Here is a 21,202-nt window from a genome sequence, read left to right as displayed (position 1 = left end):
GGGTTCAAACCCTGTTTGAATAGAGGAACTCAGTCTAAGATCGCCGCGTCCAGAATTTAAGGCAAATCAACCTCTTCGCTGTTTGATTGGCAACGCCTGAGTGACCAACAGCCTGTTGTCCCAAGCCTCCTTCGGATGTCACAAATTTTGAAGAGAATTAATTGCGCAAGCGCAGCTCATAATAAGAAGTAGTCCCAGATATCGCACTACACTTCCGAAAGTAGTGTATATGGACACTTCTTTTTTTATTCGCAATTTATTATTTTGACCGATTTTATAGAATGTTGTATACTACATAAAACCAAGTCGGTAGATATGAATTTAGGAGAGTGGAGTCATGAAAAAAAGTATTTGGTCATTTCTTTTGCTAATCTGTGCAGTTGTGCTATTGGCTGCGTGCGGAACTGCTAAGAAAGAAGGAAATACAGCAAGCGAAGGAAATAAGGAAAAAACGGGTGGTACTTCCGCAGATTTACTCGCTGATATTCAAGAAAAAGGCGAACTGGTCATCGGTACAGAAGGGGTATATCCACCGTTTACGTTTCATGATGACTCCGGGCAATTGACGGGATTTGACGTGGATATCGCAACAGAAGTTGCAAAACGCCTTGGTGTGAAACCAGTATTCTTGGAAACACAATGGGATGCGATGTTTGCAGGATTGGATGCGAAGCGTTTTGATATGGTTGCCAACCAAGTCGGTATTAATGAGGATCGTCTTGAAAAGTATGATTTCTCGACACCTTATAATATATCGGTTGGTGTTGTCGTCGCCAGTAAGGACAATAATGACATTTCGAAATACGAAGACATTAAAGGGTTAAAAGCTGCACAGACGATGACGAGTAACCATAGAAAAATCGCAGAATCTTATGGTGCTGAAATCGTAAGTGTGGAAGGATTTGTACAGTCGGTCGATTTAATCAGCTCAAAGCGTGTGGATGTCACGGTGAATGACAAGCTATCGGTGCTGGACTATTTAACTCAGAGACCGGATGCCCCGGTTAAAATCGTGGCGCAAGCCGATGAAGTGATCGATATTGGTCTATTGTTCAGAAAAGACAATGAAACATTGGTTGAAGCGGTGAATCAAGCGCTTCAAGATATGATTGAAGATGGTACGCACCTAGAGATTTCCGAGAAGTGGTTTGGCGAAGATGTACTACAATAATGTATTAATCGATCCGGAAAGATTACAACGATTGACGGATATTGCTCAAAGTTCTCTACGGCCATTGTTGGAAGGAGCGATCACTTATACGATCCCCTTAACATTGATCGCTTTCTTTTTCGGGCTGATCATTGCCATCTTCACTGCTTTGGCCAGGATTTCGACGAGCAAACCTTTGCAGATCATCGCAAGGATCTATGTGTCCGCGATTCGGGGGACACCGCTCCTTGTCCAGTTGTTCATTCTTTTTTATGGGCTACCGACTATCGGAGTGGTGATTGATCCGTTCCCGGCAGCTGTTTTAGGGTTTTCATTGAACGTAGGTGCGTATGCTTCTGAAATTCTCCGTGCTGCCATTTTATCGATACCGAAAGGGCAATGGGAAGCGGCGCAGACGATTGGGATGGGCTATGCACAGTCGTTAAGAAGAATCATTTTACCGCAAGCGGCAAGGGTTTCCATCCCGCCGCTTTCCAATTCATTTATCGGTCTTGTAAAAGACACATCCTTGGCATCATTGATCTTAGTGACGGAAATGTTCAGAAGGGCGCAGGAAATTGCCGCGACGAATTATGAATTTTTACTGTTATATGTTGAGGTTGCGGTCATTTATTGGGTCATTTGTTTCATCCTTTCCTTAATTCAAGGCCGCATTGAACATAGATTGGATCGGTTTGTGAAGAGGTAATACGGATAGAAAACAGAGATGGTGAAGGAGTACACTATGATTTCAATTCAAGGGTTACATAAAAGTTTTGGAGAACTTGAAGTACTAAAAGGGATCGATTTAGAACTGGATAAAGGCGAAGTGGTCGTCATCATCGGTCCGTCAGGCTCTGGAAAGACGACATTGCTTAGATGTATGAACATATTGGAAGTCCCGACAGCAGGAACGATTAGCCTGAATGGACAGAAAGCGGATTTTTCAAAACGGGTGTCCAAAAAAGAAATTGATGCGGTTAGAAGACAATCGGGCATGGTTTTCCAGCAATATAATTTGTTTCCCCATAAAACTGCGATCGAGAATGTGATGGAGGGTCCGGTGATCGTTCAGAAAGTACCAAAAGAAACGGCCCGGAAAAAAGCCGAGCAATTGTTGCGGAAAGTTGGTTTGGGAGACAAGCTCGATTTCTATCCATTTCAACTATCGGGTGGGCAACAGCAACGGGTTGGCATTGCAAGAGCATTAGCGCTGGAACCCGAAGTCATGTTGTTCGATGAACCGACATCCGCTTTGGACCCGGAACTTGTCGGGGAAGTGTTGCAAGTGATGAAAGACCTTGCCAATGAAGGCATGACGATGGTCGTTGTGACCCACGAAATGCGTTTTGCACAAGACGCAGCGGACGTCGTCATCTTTATGGATCAAGGAAAAGTCGTGGAACGAAGCGGACCGAGTGAAATTTTCACGAATCCGAAAGAAGAACGGACCCGGCAATTTTTAAACTTGATTTCATAATGAACAAAAAAGAGAGACGACCAATCACTTTTCAGGTGATGGCGTCTCTCTTTTACTTTTTAGTCTAACGAACGTACTTCAATCGGAATAAGGGAGTGTTCCAGTTTTTCACGGAACTGTTCATATTGTGCAGGGAGTTTCAACGCTTTCCCCATTGTTTCTTCCGATTCATCATGTGCGAAACCTGGAGGATCTGTTGCGATTTCAAATAGAATTTCACCAGATTCACGGAAGTAAATCGCATTGAAGTAATTGCGGTCTTTTACTTCTGTGACATGTTGCCCGTTTTCTTGGGCGTGACGTTGCCATTCCAAGTGATCTTGGTCATCATTTGCACGCCATGCGATATGGTGAACGGTACCGACACCCATTGCACCACGAGTGCCTGTTACCATTTTCAAATCGATTGTGTTGCCGATATCCGCACTTGCTTTAAAGCGGATATAATCGCCTTCTGTTGCGAATTCTTCCAAGCCCATGACATTCACCAAGGTGTTTTTTGTCTGTTCAGGCTTGCTCGAATACAGGGTTGCACCTGCAAAACCTTTAATCGCTACATCAGGCGTTACATCGCCGAACGTCCAATGATTGGTCGGACCTTCTGCACGCTCTACCAATTCAAGATGCAGGCCATGAGGATCGTCGAATTGGACAACATTTTCACCGAAGCGTTCTGCTTTGGTGAAAGCAATGTCGAATTTTTCAAGGCGGTTGACCCAATAGTCCATTGAGCCTTCAGGAATGGCATAAGTTGTGACGCCGACTTGTCCGTCTCCGATACGTCCTTGATAAGCGTTAGCCCAAGGGAAGAATGTGATGATTGTTCCTGGGTGGCCGCCTGCGTCCCCGAAATATAAATGATATGTTCCTGGATCATCAAAGTTCACTGTTTGTTTGACGAGACGTAAACCAAGTACGCCTGCATAGAAGTCGATATTTTCTTGTGGATGTCCGACAATCGCTGTAATATGGTGGATACCAGTAGTTTGTTTTTTCATTATACTCCTACTCCTTTTAATTAATAAATGTAACGAATTCCCCGACAGGTTTGCGATAGCCCCGTAAACGGCGGCTGCTTTCTTTTTCCTTGCCAACTGTCATCATTAGAACGATTTCCTGATTGTGAGGGATATTCAAAATTTCCTTTACTTGATCTTCGTCAAAACCGATCATTGGACAACTATCGATTCCTCTGTTTTTGGCAGCAAGCATAAAGAGCATGGCCGAAAGAGAACCATTCCGAATCGCCTCTTCTTTCATAAAATCTTCTCCACGGGATTCATAGAACTTTGTATTATCATCAATTATTTCCTGTAATTCAAATTCCGTTAACATCCCCAAATCCAGCATACCTTTATTTAATCTTTCTGTTTGACGATAGGCGTAGCGGTCTGCTGTCACGATAATGACAGCGGAAGCATTGTGCACCTTGTATTGCCCAAAGGCAGCCTCACGAATTTTCTCCTTCAATTCCGGATTGAAAATGGTTATATACTCTGTATGCTGTAGGTTGAAGGCGGAAGGAGCCAACTTCACATCTTCAAAAATCGGAACTAAATCTTCTTCGGTTAATGTGACATCTTCGATAAAATTATTCGCAGAACGTCTTTTTTCGATTAACTTTAAAAAGTCCATTGCGCACTCATCCCTTTAATCTATTTGTTTTAAATTGCGTTCAATCTCTTCACGTTTTGTTTCCAAAAAAGGAGGCAAATCAAGTTTTGTCCCTAAGCTTTCAACAGATGCATCTACTGTAAAGCCAGGTCCATCTGTTGCCAGCTCGAACAGTATGCCGTTTTCCTCTTTGAAATATAAACTTTCAAAGTAAAAGCGATCTTTCATAAAGAGGATATCATAGCCATAATCTTTGATTTTTTCAGCCCAATAACGAAGGTCCTCGCCATCTTTTACGCGGATAGCGAGATGATGGACGCTTCCTTTACCCGGTTTTTCAACAGGCCCATCTTGCTCAACTATTAAAATCTCTCCAAATGCATGACCTTTTGTAGATTGATACAGTAAACCTTCCCCTGTGTGTTTTGCTAGTGTATAGCCGAAAATTTTCTCTAACGTAGCACTTAAACTTTTCGCATTTTGGACCGTTATTTCCACCGGACCCATACCTAAAATGCGGGACTCTTCTGGGATAGGGGAATCAGGCCAAGCTGTCCAGAAATCAGGGAGTGTATCCTTTTCGCCATTGAGTAATACTAAACGTAGTCCGTCGGGATCTTCAAAATGAATCGCCTCACGATCAGCGTATGAAGTGATGCCACTATGTGAAATATGATGTTCATCTAAACGGTGTAACCAGTCATGTAAGGCTTGTTGTGTCGGGACGAACAAACCGATTTTGGTAATTGCATTTGTCCCGCGATGCGTCCGTCCGGCATTTGGGATTTCAAAGAAAGTCAATTCGGTTCCTGGGCTACCAGTTAAATCGCCATAAAAGAGATGATACATTTTCGGGTTTTCCTGATTGACGGTCTTTTTTACACGGCGTAAGCCTAAAATATCTCGATAAAAATGATGATTTTCGCCAGCGGTTTTTGTAATCATCGAAATATGATGGTGACCTGCAATTTGACTCATTTTATAAACCTCCATCTTGTAGTGTGCAGTATGACTATATACAAAGGAAAATAGTCAAATCGCATTGACCACTTTCCTTCATAATTAGGGAGTCATGGTTGAATGAGCAACCATGACTCTTGCACCATTAGCGAATTGTGTAAAGTGCTTTAGACCAAGGGATGACTTGATCGAGCATTTGATTGACGGAATCTTCTTGAACTGCTTTCGGTTTGAAATCTGTTCCATTTTCAAAGTCAGTGAATAAAGACAATGCTGGATGTACCCGTACGTCAGCGACTAATAATTCGCCTAAAATGCCACGCAAATGTTCTGCTGCACGTGCACCGCCGACTGAACCATACGATACGATACCCGCTGCTTTGTTGTTCCACTCTTCACGTAAGTAATCCAAAGCGTTTTTCAGCGCACCTGTAATGGAGTGGTTATATTCTTGGACGATAAATACAAAACCGTCTTGTTTTGCGATTGCTTCAGACCAAGCTGTAGCACCAGATGCATCGGCACCTGCTTCACCTAAAAGTGGTAATTTGTAATCTGCAATATCGATAATTGTATAGTTTGCGTCACCGCGTTTGTCTGCAATTTCTTTTACCCATTGTGCGACTTGTGGAGATACACGACCTTCACGAGTTGATCCGATAATAATCCCAATATTTAAAGTTGCCATTTGATTTTCATCCTCCTGTTTTGAACCGAATAATTTATTGAAAAAGCTCATGATGTTATATTTCACCTCCAAGTGATTGTCTCTCATATCCGGAATTCATTTATCTCGAATTCGAGATAAATATACCATGAAGCCATTTATGTTGTCAACAACTTTACGCTGAAAGATCCAAATAAAAAACATACTAACATTAGTAGTGCAAACCAAGGCCATGGTTTGTGCTACTATTTTTTTATAGTAGAAGTGGAGGAAAGCCGAACAGCCTCGTGGATCAACAAAGAATCCGTATTAAAAACCGGCCCACTTCACACCCTTATTTGAATCAGATTAGTATGTTGGGTCCTTCGAGATCGTGTATAAGAAAATAGAATCGATAAGGCTCTGTGAAGACTTCTATGATTGGCTATAAAGGAGAAGGATTAATGATTAAACATGTCGTGGCATTTGATGTCAGTATGGGGAAAAGTACAATGGTCATTTACAATCAATATCGTCAATGTGAATTTGAAGGAGAAATCCTACATAATCGTCCATCTTTTGAAAAGCTCCACGATACTCTTTAAGAGCTGAAAGGACAGGATGAGCAAGCACCTGAAATTGTCTTTGAGGCAACGGGCGTCTATTCCAAAGGGTTAGAAAGATTTCTTCAGGATCATCAATACGCCTACTGCTGTCTAAATCCGATCCAAGCAAATGAAGAAACCAAGACGATGAGACGACAAAAAACAGATAAAGCAGATGCCCATGGATTAGCCCGGACACACTTCCGTAACGAACGTGTTCATACCTACGTTGAAGAAGATTATTATCGACAAATGCGGGCATGGTCACGCTATTATGATGAGCTGGATACAGAAATCAATCATTTACATAATCGAATGCATGCGATCTTACAACTGAGCTTTCCAGAACTTGAAAACGTATTTTCCACGCGTTCTGCGCTCTTTTTAAATATTGTCCAGTTATATCCGCATCCTGATGAAGTGCTTAATCATTCGAGAACAGTCATTCGCAATCGTTTAAAGCAAAACACTAAAAAGAACTTGTCTCTCCAACGTGCAGAAGCAAAAGGAAAATGTCTACTAGAGGCAGCAAAGCTTTCCTATCCAGCCATCCCAAAAGACGATGTACGATGTGAACAGGTACGTGACTATGCTTGTAGAATAAGTGAATTAAAGGAAAAGAAAGAGCAGCTCATCAAACAAATGATAACCCTTTCCGAAGGAAAAGTGGAATATCGGGTACTGATTTCGTTTCCAGGAATCGGCGAGACAACAGCCGTCAGGATTATAGGGGAGTTAGGAGATATTCGTCGTTTTAAAACCCATAAGCAAGTAAATGCGTATGTTGGTATTGATTTGCGTGTCTATCAATCCGGGAAACATCAAATGAAAGATATCATCAATCGTCGGGGGAACCGTCTTTTACGAAAGATCTTGTTTTTCATGGTGAAGACGATGATTACGTTACGAAAAAAATAAAGAACCATCTCGTAGATTATTATGACAAACTAAAAACGAAACCCCAGGGAAAACCCCATAAAGTTGCGTGTATAGCGTGTATAATCCATTATATTCACTATATCATAAATGACCTTGCGAAAAAATGAAAAATCGTTAGGTCTTTTTGGCATGCTTATTCTCTGTTCGGGAGGGGCCCCCCTCCCGAATAGAGAATGTATCCCACCATACAAATTAATTCATAAAAAGCTATTGACTGGAGGTAAGAATTCAGGCAGTCTATAAATCCCATGAGTTTCCAACATGCCATGTGAACTGAACTCTTTACCGTATAAAATTGATAATATTATAGCAAAGTATTCTCCATAATGAGAAAAATTCCGTCTGAATAATGAACCGTCATGAATGTCTTCGAAAGCAAGTACAAAATAGGTTGAAGAGTTAGGATTTTCCTTTATATGGGGTCTTACCAACAAAACGCGGAAAACATACGCTAAGCAATTTTCGAGTTACAGAAAGCCGATATTTCCTACGCTAAGAGAATATTTGGGTGCTTTTAATTAAGATTGCCGTAAATATATACATTTACGAACAGTTAGGAATCCCTTTTATTCCCCATTTATTAACGTTCGTAAATGATTGTTTTACGGCTTGTGAACGTTCATATATCCGCATATACATTTATGAATAATATCAATCGAAATGTTGGTAGTTCTCCAATAAAGGTGATTTCATTGGAATAGATGGTGGAAATTGAACTTTATTCCTTTAAAGTATGTCCAAAGGAATATGATTAAAAATTGTTCTTTAAAATTATTAAAAGCTACCTCAAAAAGAAATTAAATCGCTATTACCTTTTTCTCATCTACTTATTAAAAAAGCATCCAGTCTATGAAGACAAACATCCAGATGATCTTAAAAAAATATAAGATAAAGAAGGTACTTGGCAAAGATGATACTTTTCACCTAGTTGTTTTACAAAGAGGATATCATCACCTTCCGAAACTACTTTGGGATCTACTTCGGATTATAGCCGACCCTATATATTCTGTTAATACTAATTAAATAAATTAGGCACTAGCGGCGTTAACTGAGATTTAAAAACTTTTATAAATTCATTATAAATAGGTGGGAAAGATAGTTTTTTTGAGTAAATACATCCGAAAGTAAGACCATTAGGTATATCTGTAACAGGTAAGGGGATGATATCACCACTTTTAACATAAAGGTCTTCACTTAAAAAAGTGCTTAACATAAATCCAATGGCCAAGCCTTCGGTAATTACACGCTTGGAAATTTCGTTATTGGTAGAGGAAAAAAGTGTCTTTACTTCACCAAATTTCCTCAATTCGTTTATAAAATTAGTAATAGATGCAAACCGAGAACCAAAATGAACAATCGGATAATTAATAATTTGCTCAGGTGTAAGTGATCGAAATGAAGCAAGGGGTGAATTCTTTCCTACACAGGCCATTACCTCCCCAACCGCAAGCTTTTTATAAACAAGTAAATCTTCGTCCCCCCATAAGTTATTTGGTGTAGCTATTATCCCTATGTCTAATTCGTTGTTTTTTACCTGATCCATTATTTGTTGACTGCCATCCTCTACAAATTCTAAATCAATTTTGGGGTAGCTTTTTTTAAAAGTATTAATGGTCCCTGGAATTGGGGTCAGAATATTAGGTATAACTCCTATAGACAGTTTTCCAGTATATTCACTATCAAACATATTGGATACATTGTTAATTTCCTCTACAAGTTTTAATATTGCTTGTGCTTTTCTTGCAATGTCCTCCCCTATTTCTGTCAAGGTTATACCGGCTCTTGACCGAATAAATAAATTAGTATTTAATTCATCCTCAAGTTTTTTTATTGCTTGACTTATGCTGGGCTGAGAAATATGCAAGTTATTAGCAGCAGTTGAAAATGAGCGGGTACGTGCTATTTCTAATAAATAAACTAAATCTTCAATTCTCATTGAAAAACCTCCATAGGTAATGCCTATCGTAGTATAAAAAATGTGTATTTCACATACTCATTCAACTATTATACACTATAAACAATATTAAGAAAATATTGAAAAGTGGAGGTGGATTAGTAGAGCCAGTAGCAGTAGCTTTAAACAGCGTAAGTTCGAGCCCTTTTAATTCCAGTGACACAGTTACAGTAAATGGTGTAGGCCCTATTACCATTCTCGCATTTAAGGCTTTTGGTTCAAAAGACATTATTGCTATTGGAGGTGATTTGTATGATTAAAGATTATCTTTCTATGTGTATATCAAATACATCCATAAACTCACTAATAAGTCTCCCTGATTTAGTATTTAATAATTATTGTAGAGATTCCTATCGAATAAACAGAGGCATTTACAACACGATCGAGGCGTGGTTTTATAAAAATGGCTATATAGATATTTTGGAAAGAAGAAGAAAAATTCTACGTTTCTTAGAGGCTCATAAACATCGCGCAGAAAAAAACGGCAAACTGCGATTTGGCCGTGGAAATTTAGTTCCTCATTTAGAGGATTTTGAATACACTGAAGTCCAAGGGGGATAGAGCTTTACCGTCGTTTAGATTGCTTGACGTCATCATACCCGTAAGAATATATTAGCTCTTTGTACTAACAGTCAGATAGTCCTTATAGCCGAGCTAGTAGACGATTTTCTCCCGTTGCTGTTCTTCTTGACGCGCCATCTAGGGTCAATCGGATCCTTGAATTTATGGCTCATGATTCAGATTACAAATCTTCTAGAGATATTGGCAAGGAAGTAAATATGTTAACAAGATTAAAAGACCTAAATAAGCTTCGATTGGAGGAATAACAATGATTGTAAAAAAACAAAAGGTTGATTTATATAAAGAAATTATGGGCGGTTACCCAACAGGTGTAACAATTATTACAACAAAAGATAAAGATAATAATCCGGTAGGTATGACGGCGAATTCTTTTGTCTCCGTTTCAATAGAACCACTAATGATTTCGTGGTGCATCGATAAAGGATCTAGAAGATACGAAACATTTAAAAACGTTGATTCATTTGCAGTTAATATTCTATCAGGTGAACAAAAGGACGCATGTAATATATTTGCCAGTAAACAAGAAAAGGATAGTTTTTCTAAAGTGGAATGGGGACCATCTTCTAATGATCTTCCAATTTTAAAGAATGTATACGGAGCTTTGGAGTGTAAGAAAGTGCAGCAAATAGATGCTGGGGATCATCTAATCTTAATTGGGGAAGTGATCGATATGAAGAAAAACGATATAGACCCCATGTTATATTATCGTAGAAATATTGGCTTCATTCCCGAAAAGTGGGCTGATTTCTAATTATAATCGAATGATTAAAGCCCTTGAAAACAAGAACCTGAAGCATGAAGAAAATTACATCCGTTATAGGTAATCCAAAATTGGAATCGGATATGAACAATTTGCCTGCCATTATAAGCGCATGGCTAGATAAATCTATGATCTATCAATTCAAATATTTTTAAAGAGACACTATTATTATCAAATTCATACTGTGGTTTTTAAGTAGATTTTGAATATATATCAAGGTATTAGAATTCAGAAAGGAACGGATTGATATGACTAATAAAAAAATGAGATTAGGTGCTTTTGTTTTAACAACTGGGCATCATTTAGCGAGCTGGCGATACCCAACAGCTGGAACTGAGCGTATTTTTGACTTAGATTACTATGCTGAAATTGCGCAATTAGCAGAACGAGCAAAGTTTGATATGTTTTTCCTTGCTGATGCTCATATGCGACCGCTTTCAAAGGATAGTTATCCAGGTTATCAAATAGATCCTGTCACTCTAATCTCAGCTTTAGCTGCTGTTACAACAAATATCGGTTTAACAGCGACTTTAACATCTACGTACAATGAGCCTTTCCATATTGCTAGAAAATTCAATGCTATTGATCATTTATCAAAAGGACGGGCGGCCTGGAATGTAGTTACGTCTTTTAATAGCGAAGAAGCGTTATTGTATGGCTTTGAACAGCATGTAGATCATTCTAAACGTTATGCACGTGCAGAGGAAAGTATAGAGGTGGTGAAGAGGTTCTGGTCTTCAATTGAAGAAGAAGCCATTTTAAACGATAAAGAACGAGGGAAGTACCTCGATCCGAAAAAAATACACCCAGTTAATCATAAAGGGGAATTTTTTAAAGCACAAGGTACACTCGAATCACCTACAACACCACAAGGACATCCAGTGATTGTACAAGCTGGCAATTCTGAAGCGGGAAGAGAATTAGCTGCCAAAACAGCAGACGTTGTTTTCACTGCATGGCAAACATTGGAAGAGGCACAGTCCTTTTATCGTGATGTAAAAGGACGGTTAGCGAAATATGGTCGACAACCGGATGATTTGAAAGTCATGCCAGGTGCCTTTATTATAGTTGGAAAAACAGAAGAAGAAGCAAAGAGGAAGCGAGAAGAATTAAACAGTTATATTACACCTCAAGATGGATTAGCCTATTTATCTTTATATAACGTTTTAGATTTTGATCTAACAGGATATGATATTAATGATCCGTTGCCAGAAGGTGTCGGACAAAATAAAGATAGTACAAATCCTAATATGCGTCCAGCCCTTGTCAAAGCAATTGCTGAAAGAAATAATTTAACGACTTTACGTGAAATTTATGAACATGTTGGAGGTGCACGTGGACACCGTGAAATTGTTGGCACTCCTGAACAGGTCGTTGATCAATTAGAGGAATGGTTCTTAAATGATGGAGCAGATGGTTTCAATATTATGGCACCGCATTTTCCAGAAGGTTTTAAAGATATCGTTGAACTTGTGATCCCTGAATTACAACGCCGAGGTCTCTTCCGTACAGAATATGAAGCTTCTACGCTACGTGGAAATCTTGGAGTACCAATACCCACTAACCCGCTAGTCCAATTCACATGATGATTTGCTTAACTATGGTAAATTGAAGCCATTTTGAACAGTTGAAACTATATAGAGATGGAAATCCTAAAAAGTTTCTCGTGTGAGTGAGAAAGCCTTTGTTCTACCTGCCTTGGCGACACTGAGAGTCAGATTATATTACCGCTTTTTGTATCCGCTTTCATAAAGCGTGATTTTAATAAAAAGCCATTCCTGTAATGAAAAAATTTGAGGGTGTGACGCCGTGTTAATGTGAAGATCCAAGATACGGTCACAGGAAATTATTCAACTAGTTTTAAAACAGATAGTTCAATTCCAGGATTGCCCCCTCCCGGCAGTATACTGCTGTATTTATCCCAATATTAATAGAGGGAAATTAGAGAAAAACAACAATATTTTAAGAAGAACGAAATTAATGAGGGGAGATTTGCTATGCGTTGGCTCATTCTAGTTTTTTTGTTCTTAGGGATGCTCATAAACTGGATTGATAAATCCGTAACTGGCTATGCTGTTTTATGGATTATGGAAGAATTAAATATGGGTTATATCGAATGGGGGTTATCTGGTAGCTTATTCTTCTGGTGTTATGCCATTGTTGCTCTATTTGGGGGATCTATCTCCGATAAAATTGGAGTTAAAAAATTATTAACGATATTACTGATTGTCTGGTCAGTGCTCCAATTCAGCGTTGCTTTTATTGCAACAGTTCCGCTGTTCTTGCTTTACCGTTGCTTGCTTGGAGCATTTGAAGGACCCTTTACACCAACGAGTTACAATTCAATTACCAAATGGTTTGGACCTGAGTCACGAGGAAAAGCCAACTCAATACTCATCTCAGGGGGGATTCTTGGAGGCACGTTGTGTGTTCCATTAATCGTGTGGGCATTGGAAAGTTACGAATGGAGAATGACATTTGTTATTTCGGGTGTAATTAGCCTGATTTGGGTAGTATTATGGGTTACATTCGCTAAGGAGGAGCCTGTATCCCCGGTAGAAAAATTATACTTTGAAGAGGCACTTCCAAAGTTAAGAGTAAAAGAATTGTTGGACGTATTACGTCAACCCGCTTGTTATCTCACATTATTAGCACTATTTGCTGCATTCTGGGTGCTCTCATGGACTTCGATATGGATGCCGGCTTATCTTTTACAAGTCATAAAATTGTCGCCAGTACAGGTGGGCTATGCAGCGATGGCTGTTGGACTAGCTAGCGTGACAGTGTCCATTTCTGTTAGTTCATTTTCAGATCATCTGTTTAAGAAAACTCAGAGTGATCGTAAATCAAGAGTACTCGTTTTAGCAGTCTCTTTGCTCTTGTCTGCCGTGTGCCTTTGGTCCATTACGGTGAATCAGTCTACCATTGGTGTGATAATTGCAATTGGCTTGGCTTCCGGCTTTGCTATGGTAGCCTTATCCGTCCCGATTCCATTTTTAATGAATTTTATGCCTCGACGAAAGGGACTTATGGGGAGTATCACTGTATCCTCATATAATCTAGGAGGCGTAGTTGCCCCGATTATTACCGGCTGGATTCTCGATGCATACAAAGACAATCTATCATTTGCATACAATGCATCGTTACTTATAATTGCATGCTTTTTCGTTATAACGGCGGTTCTTCTGGCCATTTTCGTGAATCCTGACCGTCCAAAAGAAAAAGGCAATCTCTCTTATTCTATAGAAGCAACTAATCAATAATTTCAGAACAACGATATGATGTCAAGATATTAACCGGGAAGTATGTGTCAAGTTTTTCTCGATGTTGCTTTCATACCAATATTTCAGGCACTATCATTTTGTACACTTTGTTCGGCTACCGCGTTATCGCTCGTCCCGTTTGATGGGGACATTGGAGTTGGTTGGGACAAACCATTCCTATTCACCCAATTCCAATGGAAGGAAGGGATGCTAAAAATAGTTTTATTTACAAATGGGTAACTTGAAATACGCAGTGGAGTGAAAAAATGTGAGGAAGAAGAGTGATGGAGTTTTAATTTAGTGTCTAAAAACTATCACCTATTTTAAAATTAAGGTTGTATTTGTTAGGTATAGGATTACGAGGAAAGGGTTATTAGAAATAGACTCTAGAAATGTTTCAAAGGCCAAAAACAATAAAAAAATTGGAGGATTATAAGATGAGCAAAACTAAAATCAGTATCTTTAATAATGTTTATAGTAATACAATTAATGGGAAATCTGTAACAACGGAAGATTCTATCAACGTTATCAATCCGGCTAATGAAAAGGTGATTGCCTCTGCTCCAAATGCAACGAAAAAGGATTTAGATGAAGCAGTTAAGGCAGCAAAAAATGCTTTTAAAGAATGGTCCCGTAAACCGATTGAGGAACGTGGTAAATACGTAAGTAGATTAGGAGAAGCGATTGAAGAGTATCAAGAAGAGTTTATGAATCTTTTAACCCTCGAGCAGGGCAAACCTAGACCAGACGCAGAATGGGAAGTCGGTGGCTCTGTATACTGGGCTAAAGAAATTGCAAAACAAAGGTTAAAAGTAGAAGTCATCGAAGAAACGGATGACCATATCGTTGAAAAACATTATACGCCGCTTGGAGTTGTAGGCGCCATTACTCCGTGGAATTTCCCTATTCTTTTGTCCGTTTGGAAAATCGCTCCAGCCCTTATGGCGGGTAATACGGTTGTATTGAAACCGTCTCCATATACACCTTTATGTTTACTTAAATTAGGTGAGATTGCTAATGAGATTCTTCCAAAAGGGGTACTTAATATCGTTTCAGGCGGAAATGAACTTGGACAATGGATTACAGAGCATCCAGAAGTGAGTAAAATTAGCTTTACCGGTTCATCGGCAACTGGTAAAAAGGTCATGAAAAGTAGCGCATCTAATTTGAAACGTGTAACGCTAGAACTGGGTGGAAACGATGTGGCAATTGTTCTACCAGACGTTGATCCGAAGGCTATTGCCAAAGAGCTATTTTGGGCATCTTTCCAAAATAATGCACAATTCTGTGTTGCGACTAAGCGGCTTTATGTACATGAGGATATCTATGATGCTGTTCTTCATGAACTAGTTGAGTTTGCCAAAACTGTAAAAGTCGGAAGTGGAAGTGATCCTGATACTGGCATTGGTCCGATACAAAATCAAATGCAATATGAAAGGGTGATCGAACTTATAGAGGATACAAAGAAAATAGGTGCGAAATTTGCCTTGGGCGGGCAAGTTAAGGAAAAGCCAGGGTACTTTATACCTGTTAGCATTGTAGATAATCCACCGGAAGAATCAAGGGTAGTAACCGAAGAGGCGTTTGGTCCTTTACTTCCTGTTTTAAAATATAGTGATTACGATGAAGTCATTGAACGTGCCAATAATTCGATTTATGGACTTGGTGGATCAGTATGGGGTAATGATGTTGAACAAGCAAAAGATCTTGCCAAAAGACTTGATACTGGAACTGTCTGGGTCAATGAAGTGCATATTTTTGCACCAAATTACCCGTTTGGCGGCCACAAACAATCAGGCATAGGTATTGAAAATGCTGGGCTCGTTGAATATACTAATTCGCAAATAATTATGGTAAATAAAAAAGGGTAGAAAAATCAAATGTAGATCTTATTTTTAATAGGTTTTGCCTTAGGTATTGAATGATAGGCTGTTATGCCTGCAAAACTTTTCTGATAAAAACATAATGTGTTGGGGCTTCAGCAAATATTTAAATATGATGAAATCCGAACAATCCTCTGAATTGTATTTTTAAATATATGGATACCCCTGTGGGAAGCAAGGCATTGGTGAGACCCCGTAGTGCGATAGCACACGAGGCTCACCTGCCGCCCACGAAAAGTGTGGTATATTTCCAAAGCGATATTCTTGCTAACTTCCAATTGTTTGGATTTGCATTACACTTTAAGATTTAGTCCCTCAGCCGCTTGCATGGCCTCTTTCCTATGCACGATTCGGATGGCATTCAGAAGAATTAGAAGTATTTAAGGGAATCGCACCCGCAAGTTTACAGGGGTAAATAGATAGTTTAAGTAAATAGGAGAACAAGTATATTAAGCAATAAAAAAGAACGTTTAATTGGATGGTGTGAATTTAACCTAAATTATAGGGGGATTAAATATGCTGACATTAGGAAGTATTCTCGAGCAAAATGCTAAAAAATATCATAATAAGCGTGCTGTCATTTTCAAAGACAAGGTGCTTACATATGGTGAATTAAATGAGCGAGCAAACAAAGTTGCTAATTCATTATCTGATCGCGGTTTTAAAAAGGGTGATAAAATTGCAGTTTTTATGAAGAATCACCTAGTATATGCGGAATTAATTGTTGGATTTGCGAAAGCTGGTATTATTATGGTTCCAATTAATTATCGTTTAGTTGGAGCAGAAATTGACTATCTTATAAATAATTCTGATAGTACAGGGATTATTTTTACAGAAGAATATGTAGATGTAATAAAAGAAATTTTACCAGGCTTACCCCAATTAGACACAGTTATTATTGTTGGTGATTCAACTTCTGAAAATATGATTAGCTATGAAGAACTCCTAGATAATGGGGATAGTTCTAATCCTGAGGTTGACATAAAAGAAGAGGATCCGCTCTATCTTGGTTATACTTCTGGAACGACAGGGAATCCAAAAGGAATAGTAATTTCACATCGTTCACGTGTTTTAACAGGAATGGCTGTGGCATATGAATTTAAATTGGATGAGTCAGATATTCATTTAGTTGGGGGACCGATCTATCATGCGGCACCTTTGATATTTTTGTTGACGCAATTGATTGTTGGTGGAACAATCATTATCCATGAAACCTTCCGCCCTAACAAGGTATTAGCTGATATTGCTTCCTATCAAATTACAAATACCTTTTTAACACCAACAATGCATGCTTTTTTAGTTGAAGTACAAGAAAAGGTAAAAGCGGATATTTCTTCAATGAGGGTGTTGAGTTCTGGTGGTGCGCCATTACCAACACAAATTAAAAAGGATATTTTAAATACGTTTCCAGATGCTGGTTTACATGAATGGTATGGAACAACGGAAAGTGCATTGACGTTAAATATGAAACCGAAAGATATTCATCATAAAGACCAAAGTGTAGGACATCCATTTCCATTTGTGGAATGTGTTATTTTGGACGATAAAAAACAGCCTGTTCAGCAAGGAGAAATTGGAGAGTTATATTTTAAAGCACCATATTTACTGACTGAGTATTATAAAAACCCCGAAGAAACAGAAGCAGGTTTCCATGAAGGATATTTTTCAGTCGGCGATATGGCTATGCAGGATGAAGAAGGCTTCTATTATATCGTTGATCGGAAAAAAGATATGTTAATAAGTGGTGGGGTCAATATTTACCCACGTGAAATAGAAGATGTACTTCATATGAATCCGAAAATAAAGGATGTTGCTGTTCTCGGTGTGCCTGATCCTGTTTGGGGAGAATCAGTGAAGGCATTTATTGTTGCTGCTGAAGGTAAGTCGCTTACAGAGAAAGAAGTAATTACCTATTGTGAAGGGAAAATAGCAAGTTATAAGAAACCAAAATCAGTTAGTTTTGTAAAAGAAATTCCTCGCAACCCGTCTGGTAAAGCTTTAAAAACAGAATTACGTGCTTCAATTAAAGTAGGGGGATATAACTGAAAAAATGCTACATTATAAAGGAACCTACATCGCTTCTTGAAAAGTGAGTAGGTCCTTTTCAAAGAGTCTGAAAAAGGGGATAAGGGAGGATGATGGAACGAGATGGATATAAAAAATGTCATGGTAATTGGAGCTGGACAAATGGGGTTAGGGATCGCTCAGGTCTTGGCCAAGTCCGATTTCAATGTGTTAGTAAACGATACAAATGAGCAGGCATTAGATAACGGGATGAAAACAATTGAGAAATTGCTGACACGCTCAGTTGAAAAGCAACGCCTAACGGGGACGGACAAAACGGAAATTTTAAACCGCCTACATCCTTCGACAACGTTAGCAGATGCTTCATCATGTGATGTTGTCATTGAGGCAGTGGTCGAAAATATGGAAATAAAAGCAAGCCTATTTTCTGAACTGGATAAGATGGCACCAGCACATGCGATTCTGGCGACCAATACTTCTTCCCTATCGATAACAGAAATTGCAGCACATACCAACCGCCCGGCACAAGTGATTGGCATGCATTTTATGAATCCGGTTCCAGTAATGAAACTCGTTGAAATCATACGTGGTTTACAAACGAGTGACGAAACCTACCATCAGATTGAACAAATGGCAAAACAACTAGATAAAACATCGGTGAAAATAAGCGATCTGCCAGGTTTTGCTGCGAATCGTATCTTGATGCCGATGATCAATGAAGCAGTATTTGCACTTCATGAAGGTGTAGCGTCAGTAGAAGATATTGATACGGTCATGAAGCTTGGCATGAATCATCCCATGGGTCCATTAACCTTGGCTGATTTTATCGGCTTGGATACGTGTCTCTATATTATGGAAGTACTCCACGAAGGCTTTGGCGACAGCAAATATCGCCCATGTCCATTACTTCGGAAATACGTAAATACCGGATGGTTAGGTAAGAAAACAGGACGTGGGTTTTACCAGTACAGCTAACAACAAGGCATACATACCATAGGGGGCGAATGTATGAATGGACATTTTTCCGGCGAACAAGAAATGATGCAAAAAGGAAAAAAGATGGGGTTGTGCATGGGGCAACTACCGTCCAACTGAATTTTGACCAATGTGTGATACCACAGGAACAGTCTACGTACAATGAGCCTTTCCATATTGTTAGAAAATTCAATGTCATTAATCATTTATCAAAAGGACGGGCAGCTTGGAATATAGTTACGTCTTTTAATAGCGAAGAAGAGGTTCTGGTCTTCAATTGAAGAAGAAGCCATTTTAAACGACAAAGAACGAGGGAAGTGCCTCGATCCGAAAAAATACACCCAGTTAATCATAAAGGGGAATTTTTTAAAGCACAAGGTACACTCGAATCACCTACAACACCACAAGGACATCCAGTGATTGTACAAGCTGGCAATTCTGAAGCGGGAAGAGAATTAGCTGCCAAAACAGCAGACGGCCCGCAAGTTAAGAAAAGAAGGCTGGATTAAACAAGATGAGAAGGTTGTCGCCCTAAATACAGGAGCAGGAATTAAGTATCCTAATACTGTTCAAGTTGATGTTCCTGTCTTAGAACCTAACGAAACTATTAAATCAGTAAAAGTAAAATAACAAAGTTTAAATATTCTACGAAAATTACAATTTGGAAAAGGAAGGTGCCATATTCTGTAAGATGGTTATGATTTAATTCTCATAACCATGAGGAATGGCACTGATTGTCGGACACTAGATATATAGAGGAGAAGATGGATACCATGTGGAACACGATAAGTAAAATTATACCAGGAATTTTACTGTGTCTTATCATTACATTATTAGGAATTTATATAGCTGATTTGATAGGGCTGATTTTAGTTGCATTGAATGTTGTACCTGCTGGTAGTGCTAGTCCAGTTTCGGGGATATTTGTTGCCATTTTAATGGGATTAATTATAAGAAATACAATTGGATTGCATAAAACCTTTGAAAATGGTGTTTCTTTTTCTTTAAACTATGCTTTGCGGGCTGGGATTATTCTATTAGGACTCAGGCTTAGTCTTATAGAAGCATTAAAATTAGGTGCTTGGGGATTGCCTCTAATAATCATCTGTATATCGAGTGGATTACTTATTACTGTGTATTTCACAAATAAAATGCAACAGCCGGAAAAACTTGGCACCTTAATTGCTGGAGGTACAGGTGTTTGTGGAGTTACAGCAATTATGGCAATCTCCCCTGTAATAAAGGCTAAAGATAATGAAATTTCTTACGCTGTAGCTAATATTACTATTTTCGGTTTAATTGGAATGCTTTTATACCCTTATTTAGCCAATGCTTTATTTAGTAATGATCCAATAAAGGCTGGTTTGTTTTTAGGAACAGCGATTCATGATACTGCTCAGGTGACTGGATCTGCTTTAATCTACAGTCAAGTATATGATATGCCCAAAGTTATTGATGTAGCAACTGTAACAAAACTCACTAGAAATTTATTTATAATAGTAGTTATACCCGCCTTATCTTATTTTTTTTATAAAAGATCTAATAGTTCAAAAGGACAGAATGCGATTCCGAAATGGTATAAATTCATTCCATTATTTGTAATAGGATTCTTATTGCTCTCAATGTTTAGAACAATTGGTGATATGACGGTAGAAAAAACAAGCAAAGCGTTCGGTTTTTTAGATATTGATTCTTGGGTAGGACTATATACTTTTTGGAGTTCTTTTGGTTCGAAATATTTATTGGGTATGGCAATGGCAGGGGTCGGCTTATCCACAAACTTCAAATTGTTTAAAGGACTTGGCCTGAAGCCATTTTATATTGGTCTACTTGCTGCGGTTTCTGTAGGTTTAGTGAGTCTCACATTAGTATCGTTATTTGGTCATTTAGTTCGAGTTTAATAAACATATAATCAAATTTATTATTATGCAAGAAATAACACACAAGCTAAAGTTGCTAGTTAATTAGCGTTATTCCAGCTTGTTGAAGGTTGTGCAACCCCTTTGAGATAGGACTGCTCAACTTTGAGCCAACCTCCAAATTATAGGTATAGATATTACTGAAATGACCATAGAAACAATTGTTTTAGTGAAGGAAATTAAATGAATGACAAGGAGGTTCAATTATATAGAACAGCTCCTATATAAAGCACAGAGAATAAAAGACGGTAAGTTTGTAATCGGTGCATTACTACACGTACCTAAATAGTCCATTCGCATATAGGAGAACTACAGACATTTCGCAAGATATTGAAAGAGAATTTTTAGAAACAGAGTCCTAATAGATTATGGGGAAATACGGATGATGAAAATGTTTAGTGTCAATTAAACGTTAAATCATGACGGTTCGAACAAAAAATATTTGAT

The 21,202-nt window shown here is 38.7% G+C and carries 17 protein-coding genes and 2 pseudogenes; 14 read left to right on the top strand and 5 right to left on the bottom strand.

Annotation, left to right across the window (positions count from 1 at the left end; genetic code table 11):
• The first annotated feature begins 337 nt into the window (after positions 1-337).
• Genes ACFPRA_RS16760 through ACFPRA_RS16750 form a run of 3 tightly spaced genes read left to right on the top strand, consistent with a single transcriptional unit; the run spans position 338 to position 2,630 of the window.
• Positions 338-1,171 carry an amino acid ABC transporter substrate-binding protein gene (locus ACFPRA_RS16760; protein ID WP_381437218.1) on the top strand — a complete coding sequence of 278 codons (834 nt, stop codon included), beginning with the start codon at positions 338-340 and terminating at the stop codon, positions 1,169-1,171.
• Positions 1,158-1,859, top strand: coding sequence for an amino acid ABC transporter permease (locus tag ACFPRA_RS16755; protein ID WP_381437216.1), 702 nt, complete (start codon positions 1,158-1,160; stop codon positions 1,857-1,859). The genes ACFPRA_RS16760 and ACFPRA_RS16755 overlap by 14 nt, the downstream gene beginning before the upstream one ends.
• A 36-nt stretch (positions 1,860-1,895) precedes the next feature.
• Positions 1,896-2,630, top strand: a complete 735-nt coding sequence (locus tag ACFPRA_RS16750) for an amino acid ABC transporter ATP-binding protein (protein ID WP_381437214.1) — start codon at positions 1,896-1,898, stop codon at positions 2,628-2,630.
• 59 nt (positions 2,631-2,689) lie between these two features.
• Here ACFPRA_RS16750 and ACFPRA_RS16745 read toward each other — a convergent pair whose 3' ends face one another.
• From ACFPRA_RS16745 to ACFPRA_RS16730, 4 genes are all read right to left on the bottom strand, one after another.
• Entirely contained in the window at positions 2,690-3,628 is a 939-nt protein-coding gene (locus tag ACFPRA_RS16745) for a ring-cleaving dioxygenase (RefSeq protein WP_381437212.1), read from the bottom strand.
• A gap of 16 nt (positions 3,629-3,644) precedes the next feature.
• Positions 3,645-4,265: a nitroreductase family protein gene (locus ACFPRA_RS16740; RefSeq protein WP_381437210.1), complete on the bottom strand. Its 621-nt coding sequence runs from the start codon at positions 4,263-4,265 to the stop codon at positions 3,645-3,647.
• A gap of 15 nt (positions 4,266-4,280) precedes the next feature.
• Positions 4,281-5,222 (bottom strand): ring-cleaving dioxygenase, encoded by a 942-nt coding sequence (locus ACFPRA_RS16735; protein ID WP_381437208.1) that lies wholly within the window; start codon positions 5,220-5,222, stop codon positions 4,281-4,283.
• A gap of 127 nt (positions 5,223-5,349) precedes the next feature.
• A complete protein-coding gene (locus ACFPRA_RS16730) occupies positions 5,350-5,943 on the bottom strand; it encodes an NADPH-dependent FMN reductase (protein WP_381437206.1) in 594 nt (197 codons plus the stop codon).
• 374 nt (positions 5,944-6,317) lie between these two features.
• Here ACFPRA_RS16730 and ACFPRA_RS16720 point away from each other — a divergent pair.
• A pseudogene (locus ACFPRA_RS16720) lies at positions 6,318-7,501 on the top strand (IS110 family RNA-guided transposase).
• Between the two features lie 908 nt (positions 7,502-8,409).
• Here ACFPRA_RS16720 and ACFPRA_RS16715 read toward each other — a convergent pair.
• Positions 8,410-9,330 (bottom strand): LysR family transcriptional regulator, encoded by a 921-nt coding sequence (locus ACFPRA_RS16715; RefSeq protein ID WP_381437201.1) that lies wholly within the window; start codon positions 9,328-9,330, stop codon positions 8,410-8,412.
• A gap of 270 nt (positions 9,331-9,600) precedes the next feature.
• Between ACFPRA_RS16715 and ACFPRA_RS16710 the strand changes: the two genes are divergently transcribed.
• The 10 genes and pseudogenes from ACFPRA_RS16710 (at position 9,601) to ACFPRA_RS16665 (ending at position 20,737) form a co-directional block, all read left to right on the top strand.
• Complete coding sequence (locus ACFPRA_RS16710) at positions 9,601-9,909, top strand: hypothetical protein (RefSeq protein WP_381437199.1); 309 nt, start codon at positions 9,601-9,603, stop codon at positions 9,907-9,909.
• Between the two features lie 268 nt (positions 9,910-10,177).
• Positions 10,178-10,681, top strand: coding sequence for a flavin reductase family protein (locus ACFPRA_RS16705; protein WP_381437197.1), 504 nt, complete (start codon positions 10,178-10,180; stop codon positions 10,679-10,681).
• 257 nt (positions 10,682-10,938) lie between these two features.
• Entirely contained in the window at positions 10,939-12,276 is a 1,338-nt protein-coding gene (locus ACFPRA_RS16700) for an LLM class flavin-dependent oxidoreductase (RefSeq protein ID WP_381437195.1), read from the top strand.
• 411 nt (positions 12,277-12,687) lie between these two features.
• Positions 12,688-13,953: an MFS transporter gene (locus ACFPRA_RS16695; protein ID WP_381437193.1), complete on the top strand. Its 1,266-nt coding sequence runs from the start codon at positions 12,688-12,690 to the stop codon at positions 13,951-13,953.
• Between the two features lie 437 nt (positions 13,954-14,390).
• On the top strand, positions 14,391-15,824 hold the full coding sequence (locus ACFPRA_RS16690) for an aldehyde dehydrogenase family protein (RefSeq protein WP_381437190.1): 1,434 nt from the start codon (positions 14,391-14,393) through the stop codon (positions 15,822-15,824).
• Positions 15,825-16,352: 528 nt separating this feature from the next.
• Positions 16,353-17,882, top strand: coding sequence for a class I adenylate-forming enzyme family protein (locus ACFPRA_RS16685; RefSeq protein ID WP_381437188.1), 1,530 nt, complete (start codon positions 16,353-16,355; stop codon positions 17,880-17,882).
• A 102-nt stretch (positions 17,883-17,984) separates the two neighbouring features.
• Complete coding sequence (locus tag ACFPRA_RS16680) at positions 17,985-18,836, top strand: 3-hydroxybutyryl-CoA dehydrogenase (RefSeq protein WP_381437186.1); 852 nt, start codon at positions 17,985-17,987, stop codon at positions 18,834-18,836.
• 317 nt (positions 18,837-19,153) lie between these two features.
• Positions 19,154-19,345, top strand: coding sequence for an LLM class flavin-dependent oxidoreductase (locus ACFPRA_RS16675; protein WP_381437183.1), 192 nt, complete (start codon positions 19,154-19,156; stop codon positions 19,343-19,345).
• Positions 19,314-19,466: pseudogene (locus ACFPRA_RS16670) on the top strand (threonine synthase); the annotation flags it as partial. The gene ACFPRA_RS16675 and the pseudogene ACFPRA_RS16670, both read left to right, overlap by 32 nt.
• A 134-nt stretch (positions 19,467-19,600) precedes the next feature.
• Complete coding sequence (locus tag ACFPRA_RS16665) at positions 19,601-20,737, top strand: YeiH family protein (protein WP_381437180.1); 1,137 nt, start codon at positions 19,601-19,603, stop codon at positions 20,735-20,737.
• Positions 20,738-21,202: the final 465 nt, after the last annotated feature.

The sequence above is a fragment of the Sporosarcina soli genome (assembly GCF_042655805.1).
In the GTDB taxonomy this organism is placed as follows: domain Bacteria; phylum Bacillota; class Bacilli; order Bacillales_A; family Planococcaceae; genus Sporosarcina; species Sporosarcina soli.
Note: the sequence above shows the minus strand (reverse complement) of the source record. Positions and strands in the feature narration are given on the sequence as shown.